This is a genomic window from Exiguobacterium sp. SH5S4 (genome assembly GCF_004337045.1).
GTDB classification, from domain to species: domain Bacteria; phylum Bacillota; class Bacilli; order Exiguobacteriales; family Exiguobacteriaceae; genus Exiguobacterium; species Exiguobacterium aurantiacum_A.
This window is the reverse complement of sequence record NZ_SJUQ01000031.1, coordinates 1-12,216: the sequence shown is the minus strand read 5'-3', so window position 1 is coordinate 12,216 and position 12,216 is coordinate 1. Positions and strand designations below refer to the sequence as shown.

Below are 12,216 nucleotides of genomic sequence, written 5' to 3'. Positions count from 1 at the left end.
ATGGAGGACGGTATGGACCGCGGTGCCACCTCTCGTTGGATCAATCGATCCCACTTTCCGATGCTATCACATCGTATCCTGATAACGGTGGAAGCCGTCACGGCCTACTAACATTCAGCCGTGCTCTCATGAGCCCATTCACGTGACGGTCTCGGTCAGGATCCCACCACCCCTGACTCTCTGTACGAGACTTCTTCACGCTACTCTTCTCAATCATCGATTTAAGATTTAATTTGAAAAACAAAAAAGGGTCACTCGGTCCAACTCACAGCTCACGCTATGAGAAGGACGAGTAACCCCGTGGTGCCACCTTCGTTGGTTCATGTCGAACCCACTTCACGGACAATCATCCGCTTCCCCGTGATAACGGTGGGTAACCCGCTAAAGCCTACTAAAAATTTCGGTTTAGAGCTCGGAAGTCCATTCGCGACGTCCCGCATACTGATTCACACCAACCATCAGCTCTCTGTCATGCGGGGACCGTCGTTACTTCTCTTCGTCGACGCCTTTGTTCGTTTCAGTTAAGTTAACTCGTACTATACCGTTCCCGATTCATCCTGTCAAACAAAAGTATGCAAAAAAACTTTGCTTCTATAAGTGCGGACGAATCGACCGCATGTTTCAGAACGTCGCAAGTTGACACGTGATTTTTTTGTCTGCTATAGTCGTCCCCAACAACACTTCACTCAACTAAAGGAGATTTGACTTTGGAAACTAGCAAACTAAAACGTGAGCTGTCGACCCGACAGCTCACGATGATCTCGCTTGGCAGCGCCATCGGAACGGGCCTCTTCCTCGGAAGCGGCCTCGCCATCCAAACGGCAGGACCGAGCGTGCTCGTCAGTTACGCCATCGGGGCGTTTATCGTCCTCTTGCTCATGGGTTGTCTCGCCGAGATGACCGTCGCTCATCCGACTTCGGGCTCGTTCGGCACGATCGCCGAGCGTTATGTCCATCCGCTCGCCGGCTTCTTGGTCCGTTATTCGTACTGGATCGCCAACGTCCTCGCAATCGGGGTCGAAGTGAGCGCAATCGCGATTTACATGCGCTACTGGTTCCCGGATGTGAACGGATTCGTCTGGGTCGCCGTGTTCGGCGGATTGCTCATCTACGTCAACGCTCGGCACGTCCATACGTTCGGGACAACCGAATACTGGTTATCATTCATCAAAGTCACTGCCATCATTCTTTTCATCGTCCTCGGTGCGGCCGCACTGTTCGGCCAACCGGGCTCACCGATCGAATCGATCACGACCGGAAATGAAGGGTTCTTCGCTTTCGGATTTTACGGCATGTGGGTGACGATCTTCATCTCGCTCTTCAGTTTCCTCGGGACAGAGCTCGTCGCCGTCACGGCTGGCGAAGCGAAAGACCCGGACCGCGCCGTACCAAAGGCGTTGCGGGCGACCGTGTTCCGCTTGACGTTCTTCTATTTGATCACGATCGCCATCATGCTCATGCTCATCCCATGGCAGCAGGCCGGTATCGATCAAAGCCCGTTCGTCCTCGTCATGCAGCAGTTTGATGTGCCTGGCGCGGCTAGCATTTTGAACTTCGTCATCTTGGTCGCCGCCTTGTCGGCGATGAACGCGCAATTGTATGCCTCGACGCGCATGATGTACTCACTCGCCGAAGCCGGCGACGCACCGCGTATCTTCAAAAAAGTAAGCACAAGCGGGATTCCGATGCCTGCCTTGTTCGTTTCGACAGGCGGAATCGTCCTCGCGGCATTGCTTCAAGTGTTCATGGAGACGTCGTATCCGTTCCTCATGGGCATCTCGATGTTCGGGGCGATCTTCACATGGTTCATGGTCTTCGTCTCACACTTATTCTTCCGCAAAAAATGGACGGGGCGTAAACTCCCTGTCCGTATGATTGGCTATCCGTTCTTACCGCTCCTAGGTGCCGGGCTGTTGCTCAGCTTAATGATCACGACATGGTTTACCGATTTCAACATCTTGCTCAAGTTCGGGATCCCATGGTTGGTCGGCTTAACGATCATCTATCTCGTTCGCGAGCGATTCCGTATGACTGACACAAAACAAGACGACATCGAGCAAGCTAAGTGAACTACTCACCACTTATTTGCTTCGCAACTTGAAGTGGGAGCTTCTTGGGAAGACCGTGCTCTTACCAGCCACGGTTGTGGACCAAGCTCGTCGGGCAGTCCCTGCCCTGGAGTGTTTCAGTCGGCGAGACGCAACAGGTTGAGGCTCGCGTTGACGTCGCGGTCATGGTGCGTGCCGCATGCGGCGCATGTCCACTCGCGGACGTGCAGGTCCTTCTTGCCGCCGTTCTCGCCACAGGCCGAACAAACCTGGGTCGAGGCGAACCACGGGTCGGCCTGGATCAGTGTGCGGCCGTGGAACCTGCATTTGTAGGCGAGCTGGCGGACGAACTCGCCCCACCCGGCGTCCCCGATCGACTTTGCCAGGCGGCGGTCCTGCATCATCTCCCTCGGTTTCAGCGTCTCGACGACGACGACTTGGTTCTCGTCGACGATGCGTCGTGACAGCTTGTGGAGGAAGTCATGTCGGCGGTTCCGTACCTTTTCATGCTTTTTGGCCAACAGGAGCCGCGCCTTCTCGCGGTTCCGGCTGCCGGGCTTCTTGCGGGAGAGCGCGCGCTGCGCTCGTCTCAGCCGTTCCTCGGCCTCGCGTAGGTTGCGCGGGTTCGGAATTGTCTCCGTCACCATTTATAAATGATAGTTTTAAGATGTCCTAAAACGTTGGGATAACAATGTACAATTTCGTCTCCTTCTCGCATACTTGTTCACGAGGTGAACGACTATGCAAATTCAATTAAACGTAGACACGACGTTCGAGGTAAACGAACTTTCGGACCTACGGACATTCAATGACATGATGGAGAAGATGAACATGAAAATCAACAAGAGCCAACTCGCCAGAGAGATGGGTGTCGACCGGAGGACGGTCAATAAATATCTCAACGGCTACCAGAAGCCAACAACGAGAAACCGGGAATCGGTGATCGATGCGTATTATCCGATCATCCGGGCCCTCCTGTCGGAGGATTCCAAGCAACGATTCTATTATCGACGCATCCTCTGGCAATACCTGAAAGACAACCATGGGTTGGAGTGTGCTGACTCGACATTCCGGAGCTACATCAGACGGCATCCCGAGTTCGCCGCCTATTTCAACGAGAATAAAAAAATGCCCGCAGCCGGGCAACACGTCCGCTTCGAGACGGCCCCCGGCAAACAGGCGCAACTAGACTGGAAAGAGTCAATCCGTTACGAGACACGCGACGGCGAGACGATCGAGGTGAACGTGGCGGTGCTGATACTCTCGTATTCCCGTTTTCGTTTCTTCCACCTCAGTCTGTCAAAATCGCAAGATGTCGTCCTCTCGTTTTTGACGCAGGCGTTCGAGAAACTCGACGGGGTTCCCGATGAGCTCGTTACAGACAATATGAGCACCGTCATGACGGAGGCGCGTACACGATACGGCGAGGGCGTCGTGAACCGCCGGTTCGAGGAGTTCGCGAAGGATTTCGGTTTCCAGGTGAAACCTTGCATCGCCGGGCGGCCGCAGACGAAAGGGAAGGTCGAGGCGCCGATGAAAATCTTGGACGAGATTCACGCCTACCAGGGCAAATATAACCTCGAGGAGCTGCACGACTACATCGAGAGACTGTGTAGACGAATCAATAGCGAGATCCATCAAGGGACCGGAAAGATCCCGATTCTGGAGCTACAAAAAGAAAGGAACCTCCTACTCCAGCTACCAACTGAACGAGTAAGAGATTCCTATCGCATCAAGCACGCCCGGGCCAAGGTGAACCACTCCAACATGGTCTCGTACCGCTCGAACCAGTATTCCGTACCAACCGGATATGAAGGCGAACGGGTGGCACTCGAGGTGCATGACGATTACTTGTGGATTTATCATAACACGAAACCGATCGCCCAACATCGTCTTAGCGACAACAAATTGAACTATCTGGAGCACCATTATCTTCAACAGCTTAGCCAGACGGTCGGCGACCGGGGCGGCATCGACGAGATGGCTCGGCGCAACCTGCAGCTCATGGACGAGAGGTACCGGTCATGAGGGAGACGAACAGCTACAAGCAGCTACGAGAGAACCTCATGTCACTCAACCTCGATCAGATGGCTATCCACCTCGATGAGGTAATCGACTTCGGGATTCAGAGCGGGGCGTCGCTGACCGAGGTGCTCGTCAAGCTCACGAACCACCAAATCGACGTCCAGGAAAAGCAGAAGACGCACCGGATGATTCGATCGGCAGCCCTGCCCAGCCCGAAGGGGCTCGATACGTTCGACTTCTCTTTCCAGCCGTCCTTGAACCGGGAACAGATCCTAGACCTTCATACGCTTCGCTTCATCGAGCGGAACGAGAACGTGGTGTTCCTAGGCCCGAGCGGTGTCGGGAAGACGCACCTCGCGACATCAATCGGGGTGACGGCGGCGCTCGCCCGCCATAACACTTATTTCACGAAGTGCCACGACCTTATCCAAAAGTTGCGGACCGCGAAGCAGGAGAACCGCTTGGAGAGCAAGCTGAAACACTTCTCCAGATATCGCCTCTTGATCATCGATGAGATTGGGTATCTCCCAATCGACGCAGAGGACGCCAAAATCTTTTTCCAACTCATCGACCAGCGGTACGAAAAAAAGAGCACGATCCTGACCACGAACATCAACTTCGGCTCATGGGAGGAGGTGTTCGTCGATCCGAAACTGGCAAACGCCATCTTGGATAGGATTCTACACCACGCAACCGTGGTGCCAATCACCGGGGACTCTTATCGATTGAAAGACCATCGGTCAGAACAAACTGTGGCTGATGAAGTGAGCAATAGTGAGCATTATTAAGCGAACGAAATTGTACATAAAGACGTTGACATTTATAACCATTGCGTCGTTCGTCATGACGGCGAAGTGCCCGAGGCCGAGGTCGATCCCGATTTTGTGCTCGGCCGGGACCCACGGCTCGTCGGGCTGCTCGACGAGGAGCGACACGAAGAACTTGTCCGTCTTCGTCATCGACACGGTCGCGGAGCGGATCTCGCCGTCGAAGATTCGGTGCTGTGTGAACCGGATGAACCCGACCTTCGGGAGCCGGACCCGGTCCCCCTCGATGCGGATCGTGCCGTGCTGGTTGTTCGTCGTGTAGGACGCGCGCGCCTTTCGTCTCGACTTGAACACCGGGAAGCCGGCCGTCCCGGCGAAGAACTTCGCGAACGCCGTGTCGAGGTGCAGCTTTGCGTTGGCGAGCGCGAGGCTGTCCGCCTCACACAGGAACGGGAACAGGGGCTTGTAGGAGGCCGGTGTCGGCGGCTTCCGCTTCGACCCGCCGCTCGCCTTCGTCTCCTCGTGGATAGCGATGCGGTCCTCGAGCAGCTTGTTGTAGATAAAGCGGGCGCAGCCGATCGTCCTGACGAGGAACTCGGCCTGTGCCGCGGTCGGGTGGAGCCGGTATTTGTAGCCCTTCAGCATGTCTGCGCCTCCTCTCGACCGATGATCGTGATGAACGCCTTCCTCATCCGATACCCGCGGCGGGGGAAGGGAAATCTGACGGAATCACGAACTTCTGTTCGTCATATCTGTCACAGGGATGGCCAAGAGGTTTATGTACGGGCGATTCATCTCCCACCTACGCTGGGCTATGCCCCAGACGCTTAGAGGTGGGAGAATTCTCGCTTAATTATGTTAAAAATAGTGCCTATCCGCAATGGATGGGCACTATTTTTCCGCAAAAACGAGCACCCGTCGCGATTGACGAGTGCTCGTTTGTTTAGGATTAGAAGAACTGACGTGGGTTGACGGTGCTACCGGCGCTCGAAGACGAGTACGAGTAGCTGCCTTGGTGGATTTCAAAGTGAAGGTGCGGGCCTGAAGAGTTTCCAGTGTTCCCGAGCGTTCCAATGTTTGACCCTTGCGTCACACGCTGACCAGCGCTAACTGATACCGAGTTCATGTGCGCATAGACAGTCGTCCAGACTTGACCGCCAATAACGTGGGCGATCATGACGTGGTTCCCATAAGCGCCACCCCATCCAGCCCGGATGACCGTTCCAGTTGCCGAAGCCCGGATCGGTGTACCGACTGGTCCGGCGATATCGACACCGTTATGGAACGAATAGCCGAACTGTCCGCTTGCCGGTCCGAAACCTTGCGAGAAACGACCAGTCGTCGGTTGAATGAATTTCGCGCTCGATGGTGCCGGTGCCGAAGCTGTCGGCGTAGTCGGTACCGGTTTAGGAGCCGGTGCCGGTTTTGGTGCCGGCTTTGGTGCTGGCTTAGGCTTAGGTGCCGGTGGTGCAGCCGGTTTAGAAGCTGTCACATTATTTTGTGTCGTTTGGTTTGAAGACGACGATGACTGGGAATTAGTATTACTGTTCTGCTTTTTCTGAGCAGCAGCTTGTGCAGCCGCAGCTTTAGCCGCTTCTTCTTGACGTGCAGCTTCAGCTCTCGCTTCTTCGGCTTGTTGCGCGGCCGCTGCTTTGGCAGCCTCAGCTTGGCGTGCCTCTTCAGCTTTACGAGCCGCTTCTTGACGTGCTGCCTCTTCCGCACGACGACGCGCTTCTTCTTCTTCACGGCGCTGTGCTTCGATTTCAGCTGCAATCGCCTCTTCTTGAGCGATCAACGTCGCTTCGATTTCTTGTAGGTCGAAGATTTGCGTTTCAAATTCGATATTTTTCTCTTCAAGTTCTTTAATGCGAGCTTCACGCTGTTTCATCTTCTTCTCGAGTTCGGCTTGACGCGCTTCAAGTGCTTTCTGTTGCTCTAGAAGTGAGGCCCGCTCTGCTTTGAGTGCGGCTTGTGCTTCTTGAAGAGATAGACGTGTCGCTTCGTAGTCGTTGAACAACTCTTGGTCGCTACGTTGGATCGTACCAGCCGTGATCATGCGTGTGATCAAGTCAGAGAAGTTTTTTGATCCAAAGATGAATTCTGCCCAGTTGATTGAACCGCCACCGTTCGTTTGCATCGTGGCCATCCGCTCTTTCATCATTTTTTCTTGAGCGATCATCTTTTTCTCGTAACCTTTAATGTCCACTTCGAGATCTTCAATCTTCATCTCTGTACGTTTGATTTCTTGGCGTTTTGCCGCTACGTCGTAGATGATGTCTTGAAGCTGAGCGTCCATTTTGTTGACTTCTTCTTGTACCTTCGAGATTTCTTTAGTGTTCTGTTGAATTTTCGAAGACGTATTCGATTGATTCTGTTTGACGCTATTTCGTTGCTCTTTAACTTTTTTCTGTTGCTCTTGCTTCTCTTTGATTGTCGTCGAGGCATCGGCTACCGAGTGCGTGCCGAGGAGCAAGGCGCTCAGCGTAAGTGCTGAGACAGTACGTTTCCAATTAATCAATGCAGACATCCTTTCTAATTTGACGGGCTAGTTTTACATACTCTATTTAAGTCGGTCGTTTTTCTATGTAACAAAAACGATTAATTTTTTAGTTTCAACACGACTAATTATATCGAAGTGTCGAATGTTTTCCTGTTAAAGTTATATTTCACTTTGATTACGACAAAGAAGAGGGAAAGCCGTTGGCATTCCCTCTTCTTTGTATTTCAACGTTTTTTCGATTTTTTATGGTTTGAAACGTTTCTGTAATAGTAATTGAAAACCGTAAATCATTTACCTTATTTCAAAAAAGCATATTCCAGCATTTTTTCTAAACTCATCCATTCCCAAAAAAAGTAAAAATGGTCAGTCTGACTTCTCGCTCAAGGCGAAGATGACAGGACTGACCGAACGTTCGTTGCGGGTGTGAAATCGAGGGGTCTCACACGTCTAAGGATACAGACGAAGTGTTAACGCTCGATGGATATTTCGTTACAGTTTGAATGCACCGATAATGACGAACACCCATGCCGCGATGAAAAGAACACCGCCGATTGGTGTGACCGCTCCAAGTTTCGTGATACCTGTAAGCGCCATGACATACAAGCTGCCCGAGAAGAACAGGATACCGGCAAACATGAGCCAACCGGCTGTGTTGAATTGACTGATGCTCACTTTCGTCAAAATACTAGCAAGCGCAATGATGCCGATCGCATGGATCATGTGGTACAAGACCCCCGTCTGCCAGTTCGCGAGCATATTCGGCGCCAGACGCTCTTTCAATGCGTGAGCCCCGAACGCGCCGAGCGCGACACCGAGCGCCATCAAGGCAGCACCGGTAATGAGTAATAATTTCATATGATTTCCCCCTTATCTCACTTTTCGTGCTGGTAAATTCCACTTCCGATAGTAGGATATCACTCGAAGCGTCGCTACGACAATCAATAACGCATACACCGGAAGTCCGCCTTCGAGCCGGAAGTAGTACGTGACGACCGCGATGATGATCGCCCAAATCGCGTACACTTCCGCCTGCAAGACGAGCGGTTTCCGTCCGGCAAGCAAGTCGCGGACGACACCACCGCCGACTCCGGTCAGGACGGCCGCCGCAATCGCTGCCGACAACGGCAAATCCAATTTGATAGCCACTTGCGCCCCTTGGAAAGAGAACGCGACCAAGCCGATCGCGTCGACGATGACGCCCCATCTTTCCCAATGCGGCAAGACGACGCTCGGGAGCAGGAAGATGAGGAGCGCGACGAGAAAACAGAGAATAAATAAATCGTTTTGTTGCCAAATCAAACTGACGGGGTTGCCGAGCAAGACGTTACGGATTGCCCCGCCGCCGAAAGCCGTCGTGAAGGCGAGCAACCAAACTCCAAAAATATCGTACTTTTCGTCCATCGCGATGATGGCTCCACTCGCCGCGAACGCAATTGTTCCAACGACGTTCAATAATTCCCACTCCATAAACATCCCTTGCCCTTTCTCGAAAGCATTATATGGTAAAGTAAAGATACAAAAAAATCAGATCAGTCGAGCGACTGCTTGTAAAGGATGTCGGTATTTTTATGAAACGAATCGCCTTGTTCCGCATATGGATCATCGTCACAATGTTTGCCCGATTCATCATTAAGATTTATGCATTCTCACGCAAACAGCAGCAAGGTCTCGCCTCTCCGGAAGAGTACGAGGCGCTCATGTTGCAGCTCGCCCGCGAGTATAAACGTAACGCGCTCCGCCTAGAGGGACTGTTGATCAAGCTCGGTCAATTCTTGTCGATCCGGGCCGATTTGCTGCCGCCGTCCGTCCTCAATGAGTTGTCCGAGCTCGTCGACCGCGTACCGACGTCAGGTTGGGATAAGTCTCGTGCCATCCTCGAGGCCGAATGGGGCGTACCGTACACCCAAGTCGTGAAAGACGTCGGCATCGACGCCGTCGCCTCCGCCTCGATCGGGGAAGTCTACGGGGCCACGCTCCTTGAAAACGGGAAACGGGTCGCGCTCAAAATCCAGCGTCCGGACATCGAAAAAATCATCCGCACCGACTTCAAAGCGATGCGAATCGTCACGACGATGCTCAAACGGACGCCGCTCGCCAAATCGACCGACTTAGATAGCTTATATCGCCAAATGATTTTTGTCATCGGGGATGAACTAAATTTCCAAACCGAATTAAAAAACGCGCTGTATTTCAAAGCGAAGTATGCTGAAAACCCAAACGTCTACATCCCGGGCTACTACGATCATTTATGTACGAATCGGGTATTGACGATGGATTGGGTCGACTCCCGTCGCATCACAGATATTGCGTTCTTAAAAGAAAACAATATCGACCGCTCCGCTCTCGCCGAACGGCTGTTCACGATGGCCGCGGAACAGCTATTATTCGGCGGACAGTTCCACGCCGACCCCCACCCTGGTAACGTCCAGATCCGGGCCGACGGAACGATCATCCTGCTCGACTTCGGCATGGTCGGATCGTCGACCGCGCAAGACATGGCGACGATCCGAAAGATCTTGCAGGCGTTCATCTCGCTCGATTACGACGGTGTCGTCGATGCCCTCGAAGACTTGCGCTTTTTGTTGCCGACGGCGAATAAACATAACATCCGCCAAGCAATCGAAAAGGCGGTCACATTCTATTTAGAGACCGACATTGATACGGTCGATACAAAATTGATCGAAAAAGTGCTGCAAGATATCCAACTGCTCGTGAAGAACGAGCCGATCCAACTGCCGGCCGAGTTCGCCTTCTTCGGTCGTGCCGCCTCGACGTTGCTCGGGATTTTACAGATTCTCGACCCGAAAATCGATTTGTTCACGCTCGGTAAACCGATCGTGATCCAATGGCTCGAATCAGACGGGACGACGATCCAAAACCGCTACGTCATGACGGCGCTCAACTACGGCAAGAAACTGTTGAACGTGCCGCCGTTGCTCGAGAACTATTTGAAAGAGCCGACCCGGAAACGGTTGTCCGAGCAGGTGATGTTCCAACGCGAGCTCGAATCGAAAGAATTGCTCCATCGCCAGACGTTCAACTCGGGCGTCATCGTTCTCGGATTGTTCGTCGGTCTGTTCGGCTATATCCGGCCTGATGAGTGGCTGTTTTGGTCGGGTGGTGTCGTCTCCGTCGTCGCCTACTTTAACTCAAGGCGCCTCGGTCGAAAGATTCGCCATTTGGCCCGCCAAGATTTTCGTGTCTGATCCCGTCACTCATCTGAGTGACGGTTTTTTGTCGTGCCCCGCTGTAAAATTGTGTATGTTTTTTTAAATCGGGTACTTTTACAGTGTGACACAGACGAAAGGGGAGAACACGATGCGAGCTGAGAACAACTTCATTAACGGTGACTGGATCGAGACGAATGAGACAATCGAGGTCCGGAATCCGGCGACCGGTAACGTAATAGCAACCGTGACAAAGAGTGACGACAGCGAGGCCGGCCTCGCTGTCGACGCGGCCCAGGCCGCTTTAAAAGACTGGCAGCAGCGGACAGCCGAAGACCGGGGCGCCCTACTGCTCGAATGGCATCGCTTGATCGATGAAGAGACGGAAGCGCTCGCGCGAACGATGGTCGAAGAACAAGGCAAACCGCTGAAAGAAGCGATCGGCGAAATCCGCTATGCCAACGGATTCATCGAGTGGTATGCCGCGGAAGGACGGCGCGTCTATGGTGAGACGATTCCTGCTTCTTCAAAAGAGAAACGCATTTTCGCGATCAAACAACCGGTCGGCGTCATCGCTGCCATCACACCGTGGAACTTCCCGGCGGCGATGATCACCCGCAAATTGGCACCGGCTCTAGCAGCCGGTTGCACCGTCGTCTTGAAACCGGCCTCGGCGACACCGCTCACAGCGATCGAACTCGTCAAATTGGCCGAGAAGGCCGGTTTCCCGAAAGGTGTCATCAATCTAGTGACCGGCAGTGCCGCTCGTATCGTCAACGTTTGGCAGCACGACCCACGTGTACGCAAGCTGACGTTCACCGGGTCGACCGAAGTCGGCAAGACGCTCATGCGCGGTGCCGCCGACACGATGAAGAAAATCTCGCTCGAGCTCGGTGGCCACGCCCCGCTCATCGTCACGGCGAAAGCGGACCTCGACAAGGCCGTCCCACAAGCGATTGCGACCAAGTTCCGTAACGGTGGACAGACATGCGTCTGTGCCAATCGGATTTACGTCGAGAGTTCGATCGTCGACGAATTCTCGGAGCGGTTCATCGAGGCCGTGCAAGCGCTCAAGGTCGGGAACGGGCTCGACGACGGCATCGACATCGGTCCGCTCATCGACGAGGCTGCGGTCGAGAAAGTGATGAAACACCTCGAGGACGCCCAAATCCGTGGGGGTGAGATCACTGGCGGTGAACAGCTTGACGGCTTGTTCGTCCGCCCGGCCGTCGTCCGCTACGCGAACGAGGATATGCTCTGCATGAACGAGGAGACGTTCGGGCCCGTCGCCCCGATCGCTTCGTTCAACACGCTCGACGAAGTCATCGAGCGGGCGAACGCCACGCCGTTCGGCCTCGCGTCTTATATCTTCACACAAGATATTAACGAGGCCCTTTACTTGGCGGAATCGCTCGAATACGGGATTGTCGGCGTCAACGATGGCCTGCCTTCGACCCCGCAAGCGCCGTTCGGCGGATGGAAACAGAGCGGTCTCGGCCGTGAAGGCGGTCATCACGGCATCGAAGAGTTTTTAGAAGTGAAATATATTTCGCTCGGACTATAAAAAAACGCCTGTTGAATTTGAACTGAGCCCTGTTTTTCGGACAGTTTAATAAAAAGTGCGTCGTCTTTTATGCGGCGATCAGATGGCTCCGGTATTGCTCCGGAGTCATTTTTTTTAGGTTCCATTGCTTGCGTTCACTATTGTA

The 12,216-nt window shown here is 53.4% G+C and carries 9 protein-coding genes, 1 pseudogene and 2 other annotated features; of the genes and pseudogenes, 5 read left to right on the top strand and 5 right to left on the bottom strand.

What is annotated here, in order from left to right; translation table 11 throughout:
* Positions 1-226: a binding site (T-box leader), on the bottom strand.
* Positions 227-281: 55 nt separating this feature from the next.
* Positions 282-512: a binding site (T-box leader), on the bottom strand.
* A gap of 189 nt (positions 513-701) precedes the next feature.
* Positions 702-2,069 carry an amino acid permease gene (locus EVJ32_RS14000; protein ID WP_370250913.1) on the top strand — a complete coding sequence of 456 codons (1,368 nt, stop codon included), beginning with the start codon at positions 702-704 and terminating at the stop codon, positions 2,067-2,069.
* A gap of 116 nt (positions 2,070-2,185) precedes the next feature.
* On the opposite strand, the pseudogene EVJ32_RS13995 reads toward EVJ32_RS14000, so the two are convergent.
* Positions 2,186-2,692: pseudogene (locus EVJ32_RS13995) on the bottom strand (RNA-guided endonuclease TnpB family protein); the annotation flags it as partial.
* A 97-nt stretch (positions 2,693-2,789) separates the two neighbouring features.
* On the opposite strand from EVJ32_RS13995, the gene istA reads away from it, so the two are divergent.
* Both istA and istB read left to right on the top strand, forming a co-directional pair.
* Complete coding sequence (istA, locus tag EVJ32_RS13990; protein ID WP_131458835.1) at positions 2,790-4,076, top strand: IS21 family transposase; 1,287 nt, start codon at positions 2,790-2,792, stop codon at positions 4,074-4,076.
* Positions 4,073-4,861 (top strand): IS21-like element helper ATPase IstB, encoded by a 789-nt coding sequence (gene istB, locus EVJ32_RS13985; protein ID WP_131458834.1) that lies wholly within the window; start codon positions 4,073-4,075, stop codon positions 4,859-4,861. The genes istA and istB overlap by 4 nt, the downstream gene beginning before the upstream one ends.
* On the opposite strand, the gene EVJ32_RS13980 is transcribed toward istB, so the two are convergent.
* The 4 genes from EVJ32_RS13980 to EVJ32_RS13965 form a co-directional block, all read right to left on the bottom strand.
* Positions 4,814-5,485, bottom strand: coding sequence for an RNA-guided endonuclease InsQ/TnpB family protein (locus EVJ32_RS13980; protein ID WP_370276272.1), 672 nt, complete (start codon positions 5,483-5,485; stop codon positions 4,814-4,816). The genes istB and EVJ32_RS13980 overlap by 48 nt on opposite strands.
* A 304-nt stretch (positions 5,486-5,789) precedes the next feature.
* Complete coding sequence (locus tag EVJ32_RS13975) at positions 5,790-7,367, bottom strand: murein hydrolase activator EnvC family protein (protein WP_131458833.1); 1,578 nt, start codon at positions 7,365-7,367, stop codon at positions 5,790-5,792.
* Between the two features lie 462 nt (positions 7,368-7,829).
* Complete coding sequence (locus EVJ32_RS13970; protein WP_016510107.1) at positions 7,830-8,195, bottom strand: DUF423 domain-containing protein; 366 nt, start codon at positions 8,193-8,195, stop codon at positions 7,830-7,832.
* Positions 8,196-8,207: 12 nt separating this feature from the next.
* On the bottom strand, positions 8,208-8,813 hold the full coding sequence (locus tag EVJ32_RS13965) for a trimeric intracellular cation channel family protein (RefSeq protein WP_070329139.1): 606 nt from the start codon (positions 8,811-8,813) through the stop codon (positions 8,208-8,210).
* 95 nt (positions 8,814-8,908) lie between these two features.
* Between EVJ32_RS13965 and EVJ32_RS13960 the strand changes: the two genes are divergently transcribed.
* Both EVJ32_RS13960 and EVJ32_RS13955 read left to right on the top strand, forming a co-directional pair.
* Positions 8,909-10,546 (top strand): ABC1 kinase family protein, encoded by a 1,638-nt coding sequence (locus EVJ32_RS13960; RefSeq protein WP_131458832.1) that lies wholly within the window; start codon positions 8,909-8,911, stop codon positions 10,544-10,546.
* A 112-nt stretch (positions 10,547-10,658) separates the two neighbouring features.
* Positions 10,659-12,071 carry an NAD-dependent succinate-semialdehyde dehydrogenase gene (locus EVJ32_RS13955; RefSeq protein ID WP_131458831.1) on the top strand — a complete coding sequence of 471 codons (1,413 nt, stop codon included), beginning with the start codon at positions 10,659-10,661 and terminating at the stop codon, positions 12,069-12,071.
* Positions 12,072-12,216: the final 145 nt, after the last annotated feature.